We start from the raw sequence: 18,253 nt of genomic DNA, 5'->3' as shown, positions 1-18,253 counted from the left end.
TTACTTGTCAATGATGACAGACATACCCGGACGGAGGTTTTCCACTTTCTCTATCGGAGAAGCTTTCACTTCGAATGTTTTCAGGTCGAACTGTCCGGTTGTTTTGGTTGCTTTCCAAGCGGCATAAGTCCCTAAGTCTTTCAGATAATATACTTTGAGTTTGATCTTTTTGTTATCCAGAGCAGGAATGACTGCTTCGAATTCCGAACCCATTGTCAGATTTTTGAGCAGATCCTCGCGTACGTTGAATGTTACCCACATATCATTGAGTTCGGCGATATTCATGATGGGAGCACCAGTACCTACCAATTCGCCTACCTTCGGGAAAATCTCTGAAACTTCTCCGGCAGCCGGAGCTATGAGATAAGTCTCCTTTATGTACGATTCTACTTCGGCAACAGCACCTTTTGCCCGGTTTACCAAAGCTTCCGCGGCCATCTTGTCTTCACGTTCCGCTCCGTTCTTTGCCATGGTATATTGTGCTTTGGCTGCTTTCTCCGTAGCAATACTTGCATCCCGTTGCGCAGTGACTTCATCCAATTTCTGTGCAGGCATTACTCCCTGCTCATAGAGGTTCTTTACACGTTGATATGATTTTTCGGCAATGGTGACGCCTGCTTGGGCTTTTTGCCACATTTCGTATGCTGCCTGGATTTGTTCCTCACGCGCGCCTTTGATTGCTTTTGCGTTTTGTGCTTGTGCGGCAGCTTCGGCAGCACGTGCCTGTTCCATTTTTGCCACTACGTCAGGAGCTTCCAAAATGGCCAGCGTATCTCCGGCATTGACACTTTGTCCTTCTTTCACGCGAAATTCCAATATACGTCCCGGAACTTTGCTCGAAACGCGATACTCGGTAACTTCAGCCTGTCCCTGTATGATTTCAGGACCTTTGCGAAGCATGAAGAAGCCAACGACTGCAACGATTGCAATAACTCCCAGTAGAGTAAGGAATGCAAGCAGCATATTGCTGTTTTGTGATTTTATAGGTGCCATATGATTTATGAATTATGATTTATGATTTATGTTTTATGGATTGTGAGTTGGTTAGGGATTGGGTTGTTTCTGATTGGGTTCTTTACTTTATTTTTCTGCTTTTTATTTATTTCAGTGTTCCCAGAGATTTCTTCAGATAGATTTCTGTTAACTTCACATCTATTTGTGCGTCAATCTTTTCTGAATGAGCGGACAGCCATGCCGTTTGTGCTTCAAGAACATTACTTGTGGCAATCACTCCCTCTTTAAAACCAAGCGTTGCATAGCGCAGATTCTCTTCCGCTTTTTCCATGTTTTTGGAAGACATAACCAGTTTCTTACCTGCTTCTTTTACCTTGAAAGCGGCTTGATTGACTTGCAACTCTATTTTTTCGCGTGCGTCCTGAAGCTGGTATTGTGCAATGCGGGCTTCGGCTTTTGCCGCTCTCGTTTTATAAATACCTTCTCCCCAGTGCCATATAGGTATCTGTACCATCACTCCCACATTCCACATGCCTTTGAATTTGTTTTCAAAGCTGTTGAAGACAGAAGGGTTGGTTACCATATAATTCCCCATCAATGCGATAGAAGGAAGATGTTCGGCACGGGTTACGTTTACTTTCTGTTTATAAATCTGTGTCGCTAATTCGAGACTACGTATTTCCGGACGATTCTCATAAGCGGTAGATAAATCGAAATGAGGGTCTGTTGTCAGTAATGGAATATCTTCCATATTTTCATCTGCTAGCGTGATGGGGGAGCTAAGATCAATACCGCATAGTTGGCACAGCAACATTCGGGCAAGGCTCAATCCATCTTCCACTTTGGTGAGTGTCATTTCTGCTTCATTCACCTTGACGCGTACAGACAAGCCATCCGCTTTGGTGGCTACTCCTTCATTAATCATTTTTTCCACATCACCGTCCAGCTGTTGCAAGAGCTTTAAATAACCTTCCGCCAACTTCTTCTTATTAACCAACGAAATAACTTGCCAATATGCCTGGTCTGTACTCATGATTACTTCCTGCATGCCACCGTGGTGTTGTTCTTGAGCTAACTCTTCGGCATACTTTGTTATTTTGTTGTACGCCCGGATTTTTCCACCCATATATAAAGGCTGTGTCAATGTAATAGCGCCTGCATAGACATTTCTGGTGTCTGTGCGGAGTGCATCCACTAAAGAGTTTCCTGCTTGGTCGAGAGCAGGCAGAGCCGCTCCTAGTTTTCCGCTTAAGGAAGCAATAAGTGGTTTTAATTCAGGATGTGCTGTTACAATCTCGGTTGCAGCCTGTTGGATAGGGCCTGCCAGATTAGTTCCTAATCCTGAAAGCGTAGCTTTCTGGTCATTGTTTAATAATGAAAACTCTTTCTGGTTTCTCATGTAAGCTCCGGTTGCCGAGAAGTTGGGCAAATAATTCGTAAATGCAGCTTTTCGTTGATAATGAGCAGCATTTATCTTCTCATTGCTTATCAACAAATCTTTGTTGTTGGCAAGAGCTAATGCGCGGCAACTATCCAGACTTAGAAAGTTCTGCGCTTTTCCTATGAAAGTGAGACTTAGCAGAATTGTCAGAAGAAATACTTTTTTCATCGCATCTTGCATATTAATAAGGTGATACTTCTATATTTAATAACCCGGTTCTCATGTAATTTGTTTATTGAAGTAGTCTGTTTTTTTGAACTTGTTTACTTAAACAATAATTGCATAAACAACGATGCAAATGTATGAGCTTTACTTGAAAGTGCAAAATGAATTAGCTTTTTTTAAAATATAGTGGGGTAGGATTCTGTAGAAAAGAAAGAAGGCTGTTCCTCGTAGTGAAGAACAGCCTTTCTTGATATATAAAGTAAGGGGATTAATTACAGAGCACCTACTTCTTTCAAAGCAGCGTTCGTTCCGTGAACAGCTTTTGCGCTAGCTGCGAACTTAGCTTTTTCGTCTTCGTTCAGGTTCAGTTCAACGATCTTTTCGATACCGTTCTTGCCAAGGATTACAGGAACGCCGATGCAAAGATCTGATTCACCATATTCACCTTCCAATAATACAGAACAAGGAACCATCTTCTTTTGGTCATGAAGGATAGATTCAACTACGAATGCTCCTGCTGCACCTGGTGCATACCATGCAGAAGTACCCAGCAATTTAGTCAGTGTAGCACCACCTACCATTGTAGCAGCGGCTACTTCTTCCAGTTTTTCGGCAGAGATGAAGTTGGCTACAGGCATACCTTTGTAAGTAGCGAAACGAGTCAAAGGAATCATAGTAGTATCACCGTGACCACCGATAACCATACCTTCTACTTCGTTAGCGTTGCAACCGATAGCTTGAGACAAGAAATATTTGAAACGAGAGCTATCCAAAGCACCACCCATACCGATCACACGGTTTTTCGGCAAGCCCAAAGCCTTCAATGCCAAATAAGTCATTGTATCCATCGGGTTAGAGATAACAACGATGATAGCGTTAGGAGAATATTTCAACAGGTTTTCTGCTACCGATTTAACGATACCAGCGTTCACACCAATCAGCTCTTCACGAGTCATACCCGGTTTACGAGGAATACCTGAAGTAATCACAACAACGTCAGAGTTAGCGGTTTGAGCATAGTCGTTAGTGCAGCCTACCAATGCAGTGTCGAAACCCAGCAATTGAGCTGTCTGCATCATATCCATTGCTTTACCTTCTGAAACGCCTTCTTTAACGTCCAGCATTACTACTTCGTCTGCTACTTCATTAAAAGCAAGTACATTTGCACATGTAGCACCTACGTTACCTGCGCCTACTACGGTTACTTTTGACATAATACTATATATTTAAAAAGTTGATAATTTGTTTTATCTTTTAGCGCGACAAAATTACAACGATAATCCTGATTAAAGAAATTTTTCCGTAATAATTTTAGTTAAAGGTCTAAGTTCTCCGGAATGGATAGCTATCATGAAAAAAAAGTGGTCGAACAAGCCGTTGGCAAGCGTGGAAGAGAAGCGGAGAATAAACAACGAAAACGATACAAAAACGAGGGTGTTCGGAGAGGGTGTTACAAAGCGCTGAAACGCCCGCCAGTAAAGGGGAAAAACCCAATGAAAACCAGTAGAGTAGAGAAGAGTAAAGTAAAGAAGAGTAAGTAAAAGTATTATTTCTGTTATAAACAATAGCAATAATACTGGGCAGAGAAGATGGCTTTGGCTGCTGCCGTTGTCGGTTTGGATCACTTCGTCGGTGTCGTTTCTGTTCTCGTGTCCCTCATGAACTGTTCGTCCGGCAGATGACCGCCTTTTGTCTGGTAGGTTATTGATGCTCGCCCGGTGGGTAACGGACATTCACACGGTAGATAACATACGTTTGTACGTTAGGTGAATTCTATATTATTTCTCGGGCTACCGCTTCATTAAAAAATAATTTCAATACTTGTTTGCTAAAGTATCATTTGCTTCAAAACCAGTACGCAAACGAGGTAAAAGTCGCAAATAAGGCTGCTTCGATCAGGTAATGTCAGTGGCCGCTTAGGATCATAAAGGAGAATCAGTCGGGGTACTTTGCGTCTGTCGGTTCGGCCTGGTTGACTGGTTAATAAATTAAAATTGCATAGATTAGTCGGGAGTTTTTCAAAAACTCTCACTTTTTATACTTGACTTCTGTTGCGAAATGATTACTTTTGCGCACGTTATCAATTCACAACTGAAACTATGAGTAAAAAAAGCCTTCTTATTGCGGCCGTGGCTATCTTGGTGATAGCTATTATTGGTATTACTTATTTATTGTTTACCGAAAAAAAAGCTAATCGGGAGTTAGTGCAGGAATTCCAATTGGATAAGGAAGATCTGGAAAACGAATATAGTCGTTTTGTGCAAGAATATGATGAATTGAAGTTTAAGGTTACTAATGACTCATTAGGAGTATTGTTAGAACAGGAACAGTTAAAGACCCAACGTCTATTAGAAGAACTTCGTACTGTGAAGAGTTCGAATGCAACAGAGATTCGTCGTTTAAAGAAAGAATTGGCTACCTTACGTAAAGTAATGGTTGGTTATATTAATCAGATTGATTCACTAAATAAACTGGCTGCACAGCAGAAACAGGTCATTGCAGAAGTAACACAAAAATATAATCAGGCTTCACAACAAATCAGTAACCTTTCCGAAGAAAAGAAAAATCTGGATAAGAAGGTGACGTTAGCCGCACAACTCGATGCAACTAATATTCGTATCGAACCACGCAATAAACGCGGTAAAGTGGCGAAGAAGGTGAAAGATGTGGTGAAATTGGCTATCAGTTTCACAATCGTGAAGAATATAACTGCTGAAAACGGGGAACGTACCATTTATATACGTATAACCAAACCGGATAATGATGTTTTGACTAAGAGTGCATCCAATACTTTCCCTTATGAAAACCGTACACTGGTTTACTCCATCAAGAAATATATTGAATATAACGGAGAAGAACAGAACGTGAATGTATTCTGGGATGTAGAAGAATTCTTATATGCCGGAAACTATCGCGTTGATATCTTCGAAGGTGGTAATCTGATTGGTTCGCAGACGTTTACGTTAGATTAGTTTCCCATCTATCGTCTTCCATCCGCTCCCCACATCATTTTGCTGCGGAGTGTATCGAAAAAGATATGATTGAAGCGTTTGACTACTTTTATGCTATAATCTGCCCGGCGGATCTTGAGTTGAGTTGTTTCTTTGCAGGTTTCGCTTCGCCCGTCAATAGCAACGAGGAAATTATGGCTCCGGCTTTCCACATCCAATGTGATTTCCCAGTCGTCACGGATAACGATAGGACGGACGTTGAGGCTATGCGGAGCTACCGGAGTAATGGCAACCGTGTTGGAATGGGGAACCATAATCGGGCCGCCTACGCTTAATGAATAAGCGGTAGAGCCGGTAGGAGTTGCAATAACCAGTCCGTCAGCCTGATAAGTATTCAGATAGGCTCCATTGATTGCTGTTCGGATACTAATCATTGACGAACTGTCCCGTTTAAGAATTGCAATTTCATTGAGAGCATAAGGAGAATCCTGAAGACGTTTTTCGTCACAGATGAGTTGAAGCACGCTTCGTTCCTCCACACTATATCTTCCGGCTTGGATTTCATCGAACGTTTCTTCCATCTCCTCGGGAGAAATATCTGCCAGAAAGCCCAAACGGCCTGTGTTAATTCCCAAAATAGGAATTCCTTTTCTTCCTACGCGGCGGGCAGCTTTCAGGAATGTTCCGTCGCCTCCGATACTGATTACCATATCGGCATCAAAATCATCTCCGTCAAACAAGTGATCGGCATGGATGTCCATTTTGAGCTCTGTAGTCAGGAATTGATAAAAGTCCCTGCACATACAGATTTCTGCTTTCTGCCTTCTCAATAGTTGGAACAACCTTAGCGCATGAGAAGACTTTTTAGCCTGATAAGTATTTCCGAAAATGGCAAATTTCATAAGCAACATCATTAGTTCAGGATGCAAATTTGGCATTTTTTCTTGGATTTCTACTTTAAATAACCAAAAAAGAACCCATAATGCGTTTCGTATTATTAGGCAACTAATAATAATATTTGTATTTTTGCGGCAAATATAACGTAGAACTATGACTAAATTAAGTGTAAACATAAACAAGATTGCCACACTAAGGAATGCTCGCGGAGGAAATGTCCCCGATGTAGTAAAGGTAGCGCTTGATTGTGAATCTTTTGGTGCAGACGGTATCACTGTTCATCCTCGTCCCGATGAACGCCACATTCGTCGTTCAGATGTATATGATTTGCGCCCTTTGTTGCGCACGGAATTTAATATCGAAGGTTATCCCGCTCCGGAATTTATTGACCTGGTGTTGAAAGTCAAACCGCATCAGGTAACTCTGGTTCCCGACGATCCTTCACAGATTACTTCTAATTCCGGTTGGGACACCAAAGCAAATCTGGAATTCCTGACTGAAGTGCTCGATCAGTTTAACAGCGCCGGTATTCGTACTTCTGTTTTTGTGGCAGCCGATCCTGAAATGGTGGAATATGCAGCAAAAGCGGGAGCGGATCGTGTCGAACTGTATACCGAACCATACGCAACGAACTATCCGAAGAATCCGGAAGCTGCCATCGCTCCTTTTATCGAAGCCGCGAAGACTGCCCGTAAACTGGGTATCGGATTGAACGCCGGACACGACTTGAGTCTGGTTAATTTAAATTATTTCTATAAAAACATTCCTTGGGTGGATGAAGTCTCCATCGGACATGCGTTGATTAGCGATGCATTGTATCTGGGACTCGAACGTACCATTCAGGAATATAAAAACTGTCTACGCTCATGAATGCAATGATCTTGTTAGCCCAAGGGGCTATGAATATGGCCGACTCGCTGGCTACTGCCAACCCCGTATTGACGGAGGTGAACGCTCCTGAAATGAACATGCTTGATATGGCTATCAAGGGTGGATGGATTATGATTGTGCTGGGTGTATTGTCGGTTGTCTGTTTCTATATCCTGTTTGAACGTAACTACATGATTCGCAAGGCAGGAAAAGAGGACCCGATGTTTATGGAGCGGATTAAAGACTATATTCATAGCGGTGAGATCAAAGCGGCTATTAACTATTGCCGTACGATAAACACCCCTTCGGCACGTATGATAGAAAAAGGGATCAGCCGTTTAGGACGTCCTATTAACGATGTACAGGTAGCTATTGAGAATGTAGGTAATATTGAAGTGGCAAAGCTGGAAAAAGGATTGACTGTAATGGCAACTATTTCCGGAGGTGCTCCGATGCTCGGATTCCTCGGTACGGTGACCGGTATGGTACGTGCATTCTATGAAATGGCGAATGCCGGAAGCGGAAACATTGATATCACTTTGCTTTCTGGTGGTATCTATGAAGCTATGATTACTACGGTCGGTGGTCTGATTGTCGGTATCATTGCTATGTTTGCCTACAATTATCTGGTGATGCTGGTAGACCGTGTGGTAAATAAAATGGAGTCTCGTACAATGGAGTTCATGGACTTGTTGAACGAGCCGGCAAAATAATAGGCTGATGGGATTAAAAAGAAGAAATAGAGTATCGCCCAATTTCAGCATGGCTTCCATGACGGACGTCATCTTCCTGTTGCTGATATTCTTTATGATAACCTCTACGGTGGTGTCGCCCAATGCTATCAAAGTCTTGTTGCCGCAAGGCAAGCAGCAGACTTCGGCCAAACCGCTGACAAGAGTGGTTATCGATAAAGACTTGAATTTCTATGCCGCTTTCGGCAATGAAAAAGAGCAGCCGGTGGCGCTGAACGATCTGACTTCATTCTTGCAGAGTTGCGCAGAGAAGGAGCCGGAAATGTACGTGGCATTGTATGCGGATGAATCGGTACCTTACCGTGAGATCGTAAGGGTATTGAACATTGCAAACGAGAATCATTTTAAGATGGTGTTGGCTACACGCCCGCCTGAAAATAAATAAGAAACAATGGACAGAAGAAAAAAGGGTGAATACATAGGAGCGCTGGGTGCACTGTTGGTGCATGTGGCAGTGATTGCTCTTTTGATTCTGGTGAGCTTTACTGTCCCTCAACCGGATGAAGATGCAGGCGGAGTGCCTGTAATGATGGGAAATGTAGACGCAGCAAGTGGCTTCGATGATTCCTCTCTGGTAGACGTGGATATCATGGATGAAGATGCGGCAGCACCCGCGGAAACAGCACCGGAACTTCCTTCGGAACAGGATTTATTGACGCAGACTGAAGAGGAAACAGTAACCCTGAAACCTAAGACGGAAGAACCGAAAAAAGAAACGGTGAAACCTAAAGAGGTGGTCAAGCCGAAAGAACCGGTGAAGAAGCCGGAGAAAACGGAAGCCGAAAAAGCTGCGGAAGCGAAACGACTGGCAGAAGAAAAAGCGGAACGTGAACGTAAGGCTGCCGAAGAAGCTGCCAGAAAGAGGGTGTCCGGTGCGTTTGGAAAGGGAGCGCAAATGACAGGAAATAAAGGAACAGCGGCTAGTGGTACGGGAACCGAAGGTAGCAAGGAGGGAAATTCTTCTACCGGAGCGAAGACCGGAACCGGAGGTTACGGAACATTTGACCTTGGCGGACGTTCTTTAGGTACGGGCAGTTTGCCGAAGCCTGTATATAATGTGCAGGAAGAAGGACGTGTAGTGGTGAATATCACCGTGAATCCTGCAGGGCAAGTGATATCGACCAGTATTAGCCCTCAAACGAATACGGTAAATTCCGCTTTGCGTAAGGCAGCGGAGGACGCAGCGAAGAAAGCCCGTTTTAATACGATAGATGGGGTGAATAACCAGACAGGGACAATCACCTATTATTTTAACTTGAGATAGTATCATTAACCAAATATATAAAGGATTATGGGAACTGTATACGCTTTTTTTGCAGATGGTTTTGAAGAAATTGAAGCCTTTACTGCTATTGACACGTTGAGACGTGCCGGACTTAATGTAGAAATCGTATCCGTTACACCGGATGAAATTGTAGTGGGAGCACATGACGTATCCGTCCTTTGCGATATCAACTTCGAGAATTGCGATTTCTTCGATGCTGAACTGTTGTTGTTACCGGGAGGAATGCCGGGAGCTGCCACACTTGACAAGCACGAAGGGTTGCGTAAATTGATTCTTGATTTTGCCGCAAAAGGTAAACCTATTGCGGCCATTTGTGCTGCTCCGATGGTGTTGGGTAAGCTGGGGCTGCTGAAAGGAAAGAAGGCTACCTGTTATCCGAGTTTTGAACAATATCTGGATGGTGCAGAATGTGTAAATGAACCTGTCGTACGTGATGGAAACATCATTACCGGTATGGGACCGGGTGCTGCCATGGAATTTGCTTTGACAATCGTTGACCTGTTGGTAGGTAAAGAAAAAGTAGACGAACTGGTAGAAGCGATGTGTGTTAAACGCTAAACCGTCCATGAAGAAATATGTAATCATTGTCGCCGGTGGAAAGGGCTTGCGAATGGGAAGTGACCTCCCGAAACAATTCCTTCCCATGGGTGATAAACCTGTGTTGATGCATACCCTGGAAGTATTCAGGAGATATGACGAAACACTTCAAATCATAGTAGTGCTTCCACGGGAACAGCAGGACTTTTGGAAGCAACTTTGCCAAAAACACAGCTTTGCGGTGGAACATACCCTTGCCGATGGAGGCGAAACACGTTTTTACTCTGTAAAGAACGGTCTGGCACTGGTGCAGGAGCCGGGACTGGTAGGGGTGCATGATGGCGTACGTCCGTTTGTGTCGGTAGAGGTGATTCGCCGTTGTTATGACTTGGCAAAAGTGCAGAAAGCGGTGATTCCTGTGGTGGATGTGGTAGAGACACTTCGCCATCTGACAGATGCCGGAAGTGAAACGGTCAGCCGGAATGATTACAAGCTGGTGCAAACACCGCAGGTTTTCGATGTAGAGTTGTTGAAACAAGCCTATGCACAAGAATTTACTCCCTTCTTTACAGATGACGCTTCCGTTGTCGAAGCAATGGGAATACCTGTGTATCTGGCGGAAGGTAACCGTGAAAATATAAAAATAACGACTCCTTTCGATTTAAAAGTAGGGAGTGCCCTTTTATAAATGTTCGATTTAGCCACACGCGACATAAAATTTATCTCCGGTGTAGGCCCTCAAAAAGCCGCTGTATTAAATAAGGAGTTGGAAATCTACTCCTTGCACGATTTAATTTATTATTTCCCTTATAAATATATTGACCGGAGCCGCATCTATTACATTCACGAAATAGATGGCAATATGCCGTATATCCAGTTGAAAGGAGAAATTCTCGGTTTCGAAACCATTGGCGAAGGACGTCAACGTCGTTTGACGGCGCACTTTTCGGATGGTACGGGAGTCGTGGATTTGGTGTGGTTTCAAGGCATTAAGTATATCTTAGGTAAGTATAAACTGCACGAGGAATATATCATCTTCGGCAAACCGACTGTTTTCAACGGACGTATCAATGTGGCGCATCCCGATGTAGACAAGCCGGAAGATTTGAAACTTTCTTCGGTGGGACTGCAACCTTATTATAATACGACGGAGAAGATGAAGCGCAGTTTCCTCAACTCTCACGCGATTGAGAAGATGATGGCAACGGTGATTCAACAAATACAGGAGCCTCTGCCTGAAACACTTTCTTCCAAATTGCTGGCGGAACATCATCTGATGCCTTTGACGGAAGCTCTCCGGAATATTCACTTCCCGACCAATCCCGATGTGCTTCGCAGGGCGCAATATCGCCTTAAGTTCGAAGAACTGTTTTATGTTCAACTGAATATCCTCCGCTACGCCAAAGACAGACAAAAAAGATATCGTGGATATATCTTTGAGAAAGTGGGAGATGTGTTCAATACATTTTATACAAAGAATCTTCCTTTTCAACTGACAGGTGCACAGAAGCGGGTATTGAAGGAAATACGGAACGATGTCGGCAGTGGCAGGCAGATGAATCGCCTCTTGCAGGGAGATGTAGGAAGCGGGAAAACACTGGTTGCCTTGATGAGTATGTTGTTGGCGTTGGATAACGGTTATCAGGCTTGCATGATGGCGCCCACCGAAATCTTGGCGAACCAGCATTATGAAACGATCAAAGAATTGCTCTTTGGCATGGATATCCGTGTCGAACTGCTGACAGGCTCTATTAAAGGCAAAAGGCGGGAAGCGATTCTGACCGGATTGCTGACCGGAGATGTGAAGATATTAATAGGAACGCATGCCGTTATTGAAGATACTGTCAATTTCTCTTCTTTAGGTTTCGTTGTTATCGACGAACAGCATCGCTTTGGCGTGGCACAACGCGCCCGCCTTTGGAGTAAGAATGTTCAACCTCCACATGTGCTCGTGATGACTGCTACCCCGATTCCACGTACTTTGGCAATGACATTGTATGGTGATTTGGACGTGTCTATTATCGACGAGCTTCCACCCGGAAGAAAACCGATTACTACCATCCACCAATTTGATAACCGCCGGGAAAGTATGTATCGTTCGGTGCGCAAACAAATTGAAGAAGGACGCCAGGTCTATATTGTTTATCCGCTGATTAAAGAAAGCGAAAAGATTGATTTGAAGAATCTTGAAGAAGGATATCAACATATTCTGGAAGAGTTTCCCAAATGTACGGTTTGTAAAGTGCATGGCAAAATGAAACCAGCCGAGAAGGATGAGCAAATGCAGCTTTTTGTTTCGGGCAAAGCGCAGATCATGGTGGCCACTACCGTCATTGAAGTCGGAGTGAACGTCCCGAATGCTTCGGTGATGATTATTGAAAATGCAGAACGTTTCGGGCTTTCGCAGTTGCATCAGTTGCGTGGCCGGGTAGGACGTGGGGCGGAACAGTCTTATTGTATTCTGGTGACGAATTATAAGTTGACGGAGGACACCCGGAAACGATTGGAAATCATGGTACGCACCAATGATGGTTTCGAAATAGCTGAGGCCGATTTGAAATTGCGTGGCCCCGGTGATCTTGAAGGTACGCAGCAAAGCGGCATCGCTTTCGATTTGAAGATTGCGGATATTGTACGCGACGGGCAACTGTTGCAATACGTGCGTGCCATAGCTGAAAGTATTGTGGAACAAGACCCTGCGGCACAGAATCCCGAGAATGAAATCTTGTGGCGGCAGCTTAAAGCCTTGCGGAAAACGAATGTTAACTGGGCTGCCATAAGTTGAAAAACGGTTAAACATGCAGTTTATTTGCGTAAATGTGTTGCAAAACATATTTTGTCCCTATCCTCCCTATTTATAGGAGTTTAACGGAACAATTATTCCCTCTTTTTGCACTAAGCATCTGAAAAATAGTTAATAACTCCCTTGCCATTTCACAGGAAAATACTACCTTTGGGAGAATTTTTTTAGTAAATGTATTGTTTAACCATTTGCAAAGTCGAGTATTATGCTTGAAAAAACGCTGGTCATTTTAAAACCATGTACCCTTCAACGGGGATTGGTTGGTGAGATTACTCATCTCTTTGAACGTAAAGGATTACGGTTGGCCGGCATGAAGATGATGCAACTGACTGATGAATTGTTAAGCGAACATTATGCCCACCTTAGCGGCAAACCTTTCTTTCAGCGTGTGAAAGATTCGATGATGACAACTCCTGTCATTGTTTGTTGTTTCGAAGGTGTGGATGCTATTCAAACAGTCCGTACGTTGGCGGGACCGACTAATGGACGTTTAGCTGCCCCAGGCACCATTCGCGGGGATTATAGTATGAGCTTTCAAGAGAATATCGTTCATACATCCGATTCTCCGGAGACTGCAGCTATTGAATTAACGAGATTTTTTAAACCGGAAGAAATATTCGATTACAAGCAGGCTACATTTGATTACCTGTATGCAAACGACGAATATTAATTGAATTGACAAAGAAGGAATGAATTTTAGCATTATTAAAACAGGATTGGTCGCTGTTGCGGCTATGGTCAGTCTGAGCTCTTTCTCACAAGACCTGATTGCCCGCCAAGCACCGATAGACAAGAAATTAAAATCAGTAGACTCTTTGGCCTTGCAGAAGCAAATCCGTGCCGAACAGTCCGAATATCCCGCCCTAAGTCTTTATCCAAACTGGAACAACCAGTATGTACATGCTTACGGAAATGCTATTATCCCTGATACGTATACAATCGACCTGACAGGTTTCCATATGCCAACTCCAAGTACAAAAATTACTTCGCCTTTCGGTCCTCGTTGGAGAAGAATGCATAATGGGTTGGACTTGAAAGTGAATATAGGTGATACTATCGTAGCTGCTTTTGACGGTAAAGTACGTATCGTAAAATATGAGCGTAGAGGATATGGAAAATATGTCGTTATCCGTCATGATAATGGATTGGAAACAGTGTATGGTCATTTATCAAAACAATTGGTTGAAGAAAACCAATTAGTGAAAGCCGGAGAAGTAATCGGTTTGGGTGGTAACACCGGACGCTCTACTGGTTCGCATCTTCATTTCGAAACCCGCTTCCTGGGGATTGCAATTAATCCGATTTATATGTTCGACTTCCCGAAACAAGATATCGTTGCCGATACTTATACGTTCCGCAAAGCAAAAGGCGTGAAGCGTGCTGGTTCTCATGATACTCAAGTGGCTGACGGTACCATCCGTTATCACAAGGTGAAGAGTGGCGATACATTGTCCCGCATTGCTAAATTGCGTGGCGTATCAGTCAGTACACTTTGCAAACTGAACCGTATCAAACCGACCACTACTTTGCGTATCGGACAGGTTTTGCGTTGTTCATAAAAAATATAGCTTATAAAACAGTAATACAATATCTTTAGGAGAGGGCACTTTAATATAATTTAGAGTGCCCTCTTTCTGTTTTTACTTAATTATTGTTACCTTTGCGCACTATTTGGAAGAAGATGAAAGATACCAAGCAACAATTTGAACATGTCATCGCTTTGTGCCGTGACTTATTTTCCAAGAAGCTGCACGATTACGGACCTGCATGGCGTATCCTGCGTCCGGCTTCGGTGACTGACCAGATTTTTATTAAAGCCAATCGGATTCGAAGTATTGAAACCAAAGGAGTAACCCTGATTGACGAGGGAATCCGTGCCGAGTTTATTGCGATTGTCAATTATGGCATCATCGGACTTATCCAGTTGGAACTGGGGTATGCTGAGTCTGCCGACATCAGCAATGAAGAAGCGATGGCTTTGTACGATAAGTATGCAAAAGAGGCATTAGAACTGATGCTTGCCAAGAATCATGATTATGATGAAGCCTGGCGGAGCATGCGTGTCAGCTCTTACACAGACTTGATTCTGATGAAAATTTACCGTACCAAGCAGATTGAGAGCCTGGCCGGCAATACATTGGTATCAGAAGGAATTGATGCCAATTATATGGATATGATTAATTACTCTGTTTTCGGACTGATTAAGATAGAATTTGAAGGATAAGAACTTACATATCATTCAGGAGGTAGTGGCGAATATGTGTCGCTTTCTTTTGGCGGCATCGTTCATCTTTTCCGGATTTGTAAAGGCAGTTGATCCGCTGGGTTTCCAGTATAAGATACAGGATTATCTGACTGCATTCGGAATGGCTTCCTGGTTCCCTTCATTCTTCCCTTTATTGGGAGGTATCACTTTATCTGCCGTTGAGTTTTTTATAGGCATCTCTTTGTTCTTTGCAACAAGAAGAACATTGGCTACTTCATTGGCTTTGATGCTGATGATTTTCATGACGCCACTGACCTTGTATCTTGCCATCTTTGATCCGGTTTCGGACTGCGGTTGTTTTGGTGATGCCTGGGTATTGACGAATTGGGAAACATTTGGAAAGAATATCATTCTGCTGTTTGCGGCAATAATGGCTTTCCGTCACAGGAGGATGCTGATTCGTTTTATCAGTGTGAAGATGGAGTGGCTGGTTTCTCTCTATACGCTGTTTTTTGTGTTTACTTTATCGTTCTATTGCCTGGACCGTTTGCCTGTTTTAGACTTTCGCCCTTACAAGATCGGAAAGAATATCCTGGAAGGAATGACAATGCCCGAAGGAGCCAAACCAAGCGTATATGAAAGCATCTTTATCCTGGAGAAGAACGGAGAGCAGAAAGAATTTACGTTGGATAACTATCCGGATAGTACCTGGACATTTGTCGATACGCGTACCATCCTTAAGGAAAAAGGATATGAACCGGCTATTCATGATTTTTCTATGATAGATCTGAATACGGGGGAAGATATAACAGACGATGTATTGACGGATATAGGATATACTTTCCTGTTGGTTGCCCATCGGATTGAAGAGGCGGATGATAGTAACATTGATTTGATTAATGAAATATATGACTATTCGGTGGAGCATGGCTACAAATTTTATTGCCTCACTTCTTCACCGGAGGAACAGATAGAACTGTGGAAGGACAAGACGGGAGCCGAATATCCTTTCTGTCAGATGGATGATATTACATTAAAGACGATGGTTCGTTCCAATCCGGGATTGATACTGATTAAGAACGGAACAATTTTGAATAAATGGAGCGATGAGGATATACCGGATGAATATGTGCTGACGGACAAACTGGAAAATCTGTCGTTAGGAAAGCAGAAGGTGAGCAGTGACACTCATACGGTAGGATATGTATTCTTATGGTTTGTTATTCCATTGTTGTTAGTGCTTGGGGTGGATGTTTTGGTCGTTCGCCGCCGGGAACGGAAAACCGCGAAGCGGAAGCAACAAGAAGAAGAGATAAAAAGCAAAGAACCGGAAACAAAAAATCAAGGAATAGAAGAACAAGAATAAGAAAAAATGATAACGAGCGACCCTCTGTAACGAACACTAAGCTGAATCGTTCAATCGTCAATCGTCCGATCGTAAATTTATTAACCCTTTAAAATAAAAAAACAAAATGAGAAAGAACATTGTTGCAGGAAACTGGAAAATGAACAAAACCCTTCAAGAGGGTATCGCTTTGGCTAAAGAACTGAACGAAGCATTGGCTAACGAAAAGCCTAACTGTGATGTAATCATCTGTACTCCGTTCATCCACTTGGCTTCTGTTACTCCGTTGGTAGACGCTGCTAAGATTGGTGTAGGTGCTGAAAACTGTGCAGACAAAGCATCAGGTGCTTATACAGGTGAAGTTTCTGCTGAAATGGTTGCTTCTACTGGTGCAAAATATGTAATTCTGGGACACTCTGAACGTCGTGCATACTACGGTGAAACAGTTGCTATCCTTGAAGAAAAAGTAAAATTGGCTTTGGCTAACGGTCTGACTCCGATTTTCTGTATCGGTGAAGTGTTGGAAGAACGCGAAGCTAACAAGCAGAACGAAGTGGTAGCTGCACAAATGGAATCTGTATTCTCTCTGTCGGCTGAAGACTTCTCTAAGATTGTATTGGCTTACGAACCGGTTTGGGCTATCGGTACAGGTAAAACTGCTTCTCCTGAACAAGCACAGGAAATCCATGCTTTCATCCGTTCTATCGTAGCTGACAAGTATGGCAAAGAAATCGCAGACAATACTTCTATCCTTTACGGTGGTAGCTGCAAACCTTCTAACGCTAAAGAATTGTTCGCTAACCCGGACGTTGATGGTGGTTTGATTGGTGGTGCTGCTCTGAAAGTATCTGATTTCAAAGGTATCATTGATGCTTTTAACGCATAATTAAAACTTCTTTCAGGCACGGATTTCACGGATTACACGGTATCGTTTAGTCCAAGAGATTTCGAAAACTGTGTAACCCGCGTAATCCGTGCCTAAATATTATTTATAGAATGAGAAAACTAGCTTTACTTACTTTGTTGTTGGTATTGGCAGTTGTCGGTGTACAGGCACAGGGCATTGTCAAAAGTCTGGAACGTAACGTTCCGGGACAAGGAAAGGTGACTATTCATCAAGATCCCCGTATTGAGGCTCTGATAGGGATGGAACGTCCTGCAACAGGTGAACAGAAAGTAATAAAGACTTCCGGATTCAGAATACAGGCGTATGCCGGTAATAATACTCGTCAGGCTAAGAATGATGCTTATCATGTAGCATCACGCGTTAAAGAGTATTTCCCTGAATTGACAGTATATACTTCGTTCAATCCACCTCGTTGGCTTTGTCGTGTAGGTGATTTCCGGAGCATTGAAGAGGCGGACGCAATGATGCGTCGGTTGAAGTCTACCGGTGTGTTCAAAGAGGTTTCTATTGTAAGAGACCAGATCAATATTCCTTTATAATCGTATCATGTTAGAAAAAGAAGAAATTATTTCTCCGAATCTGGAGGAGTTGAAGAGTCATTATCGTAGTATTATAACTTTGTTGGGTGAAGATGCCGAACGGGAAGGGTTGCTGAAAACTCCGGAACGGGTGGCTAAAGCAATGTTAAGCTTGACGAAAGGGTATCACATGGATCCTCATGAAGTGCTTCGCTCTGCTAAATTCCAGGAAGAATACAGTCAGATGGTGATTGTGAAAGATATCGATTTCTTCTCCCTTTGCGAACATCACATGTTGCCGTTCTACGGGAAGGCGCACGTGGCTTATATTCCTAACGGCTATATCACCGGGTTGAGCAAGATAGCCCGTGTAGTCGATATATTCTCTCATCGCCTGCAAGTGCAGGAACGCATGACACTGCAAATCAAAGAGTGTATTCAGGAAACACTGAATCCATTGGGTGTAATGGTGGTAGTGGAAGCCAAACACATGTGTATGCAGATGCGTGGTGTAGAAAAACAAAACTCTATTACTACTACTTCGGATTTTACCGGGGCTTTCAATCAGGCAAAGACTCGTGAAGAGTTTATGAATCTGATTCAACACGGGACTTTGTAGAGA

The 18,253-nt window shown here is 43.2% G+C and carries 20 protein-coding genes; 16 read left to right on the top strand and 4 right to left on the bottom strand.

What is annotated here, in order from left to right; all coding sequences use genetic code 11:
* The 3 genes from DW862_RS02520 to mdh form a co-directional block, all read right to left on the bottom strand.
* On the bottom strand, window positions 1-993 hold the full coding sequence (locus DW862_RS02520; protein WP_004315462.1) for an HlyD family secretion protein: 993 nt from the start codon (window positions 991-993) through the stop codon (window positions 1-3).
* A 106-nt stretch (window positions 994-1,099) separates the two neighbouring features.
* Window positions 1,100-2,563, bottom strand: coding sequence for a TolC family protein (locus DW862_RS02515; protein WP_008020478.1), 1,464 nt, complete (start codon window positions 2,561-2,563; stop codon window positions 1,100-1,102).
* A 269-nt stretch (window positions 2,564-2,832) separates the two neighbouring features.
* Complete coding sequence (mdh, locus tag DW862_RS02510) at window positions 2,833-3,774, bottom strand: malate dehydrogenase (protein ID WP_117810305.1); 942 nt, start codon at window positions 3,772-3,774, stop codon at window positions 2,833-2,835.
* A 123-nt stretch (window positions 3,775-3,897) separates the two neighbouring features.
* Here mdh and DW862_RS25750 point away from each other — a divergent pair, with 123 nt between their 5' ends.
* Both DW862_RS25750 and DW862_RS02500 read left to right on the top strand, forming a co-directional pair.
* The gene (locus DW862_RS25750; RefSeq protein ID WP_008641898.1) at window positions 3,898-4,101 is read left to right on the top strand and encodes a hypothetical protein; all 204 of its coding nucleotides are present in this window, start codon (window positions 3,898-3,900) and stop codon (window positions 4,099-4,101) included.
* 558 nt (window positions 4,102-4,659) lie between these two features.
* Window positions 4,660-5,532 (top strand): hypothetical protein, encoded by an 873-nt coding sequence (locus tag DW862_RS02500; RefSeq protein WP_008020481.1) that lies wholly within the window; start codon window positions 4,660-4,662, stop codon window positions 5,530-5,532.
* A gap of 8 nt (window positions 5,533-5,540) precedes the next feature.
* Here DW862_RS02500 and DW862_RS02495 read toward each other — a convergent pair whose 3' ends face one another.
* Window positions 5,541-6,449, bottom strand: coding sequence for an NAD kinase (locus tag DW862_RS02495; RefSeq protein WP_120067227.1), 909 nt, complete (start codon window positions 6,447-6,449; stop codon window positions 5,541-5,543).
* 112 nt (window positions 6,450-6,561) lie between these two features.
* Here DW862_RS02495 and DW862_RS02490 point away from each other — a divergent pair, with 112 nt between their 5' ends.
* The 14 genes from DW862_RS02490 (at window position 6,562) to folE (ending at window position 18,250) form a co-directional block, all read left to right on the top strand.
* Window positions 6,562-7,278, top strand: coding sequence for a pyridoxine 5'-phosphate synthase (locus DW862_RS02490; RefSeq protein WP_004307837.1), 717 nt, complete (start codon window positions 6,562-6,564; stop codon window positions 7,276-7,278).
* A complete protein-coding gene (locus tag DW862_RS02485; RefSeq protein WP_004307838.1) occupies window positions 7,275-7,991 on the top strand; it encodes a MotA/TolQ/ExbB proton channel family protein in 717 nt (238 codons plus the stop codon). Before DW862_RS02490 ends, DW862_RS02485 begins: the two co-directional genes overlap by 4 nt.
* A gap of 7 nt (window positions 7,992-7,998) precedes the next feature.
* The gene (locus DW862_RS02480; protein WP_004305499.1) at window positions 7,999-8,415 is read left to right on the top strand and encodes a biopolymer transporter ExbD; all 417 of its coding nucleotides are present in this window, start codon (window positions 7,999-8,001) and stop codon (window positions 8,413-8,415) included.
* A gap of 6 nt (window positions 8,416-8,421) precedes the next feature.
* Window positions 8,422-9,294, top strand: coding sequence for a TonB family protein (locus tag DW862_RS02475; RefSeq protein ID WP_120067226.1), 873 nt, complete (start codon window positions 8,422-8,424; stop codon window positions 9,292-9,294).
* A gap of 27 nt (window positions 9,295-9,321) precedes the next feature.
* Window positions 9,322-9,873 carry a DJ-1 family glyoxalase III gene (locus DW862_RS02470; RefSeq protein ID WP_008020485.1) on the top strand — a complete coding sequence of 184 codons (552 nt, stop codon included), beginning with the start codon at window positions 9,322-9,324 and terminating at the stop codon, window positions 9,871-9,873.
* Between the two features lie 7 nt (window positions 9,874-9,880).
* Window positions 9,881-10,540: a 2-C-methyl-D-erythritol 4-phosphate cytidylyltransferase gene (locus DW862_RS02465; protein ID WP_120067251.1), complete on the top strand. Its 660-nt coding sequence runs from the start codon at window positions 9,881-9,883 to the stop codon at window positions 10,538-10,540.
* A complete protein-coding gene (gene recG, locus DW862_RS02460) occupies window positions 10,541-12,637 on the top strand; it encodes an ATP-dependent DNA helicase RecG (protein WP_120067225.1) in 2,097 nt (698 codons plus the stop codon).
* Between the two features lie 223 nt (window positions 12,638-12,860).
* Entirely contained in the window at window positions 12,861-13,325 is a 465-nt protein-coding gene (gene ndk, locus DW862_RS02455; protein WP_004307843.1) for a nucleoside-diphosphate kinase, read from the top strand.
* Between the two features lie 19 nt (window positions 13,326-13,344).
* Window positions 13,345-14,214, top strand: coding sequence for a peptidoglycan DD-metalloendopeptidase family protein (locus tag DW862_RS02450; protein ID WP_004307844.1), 870 nt, complete (start codon window positions 13,345-13,347; stop codon window positions 14,212-14,214).
* Between the two features lie 122 nt (window positions 14,215-14,336).
* The gene (locus tag DW862_RS02445; RefSeq protein WP_004307845.1) at window positions 14,337-14,879 is read left to right on the top strand and encodes a DUF1599 domain-containing protein; all 543 of its coding nucleotides are present in this window, start codon (window positions 14,337-14,339) and stop codon (window positions 14,877-14,879) included.
* Window positions 14,869-16,227: a BT_3928 family protein gene (locus tag DW862_RS02440; protein WP_120067224.1), complete on the top strand. Its 1,359-nt coding sequence runs from the start codon at window positions 14,869-14,871 to the stop codon at window positions 16,225-16,227. The genes DW862_RS02445 and DW862_RS02440 overlap by 11 nt, the downstream gene beginning before the upstream one ends.
* A gap of 106 nt (window positions 16,228-16,333) precedes the next feature.
* Window positions 16,334-17,092, top strand: coding sequence for a triose-phosphate isomerase (gene tpiA, locus DW862_RS02435; RefSeq protein WP_004307847.1), 759 nt, complete (start codon window positions 16,334-16,336; stop codon window positions 17,090-17,092).
* Window positions 17,093-17,202: 110 nt separating this feature from the next.
* Complete coding sequence (locus tag DW862_RS02430) at window positions 17,203-17,652, top strand: SPOR domain-containing protein (protein ID WP_004307848.1); 450 nt, start codon at window positions 17,203-17,205, stop codon at window positions 17,650-17,652.
* Window positions 17,653-17,659: 7 nt separating this feature from the next.
* On the top strand, window positions 17,660-18,250 hold the full coding sequence (gene folE / locus DW862_RS02425) for a GTP cyclohydrolase I FolE (protein WP_004307849.1): 591 nt from the start codon (window positions 17,660-17,662) through the stop codon (window positions 18,248-18,250).
* Window positions 18,251-18,253: the final 3 nt, after the last annotated feature.

This window comes from Bacteroides sp. AM37-9, from assembly GCF_003603455.1.
GTDB classification, from domain to species: Bacteria; Bacteroidota; Bacteroidia; order Bacteroidales; family Bacteroidaceae; genus Bacteroides; species Bacteroides xylanisolvens.
The sequence above is the reverse complement of the archived record's forward strand: the minus strand, read 5'-3'. Positions and strand labels throughout refer to the sequence as shown.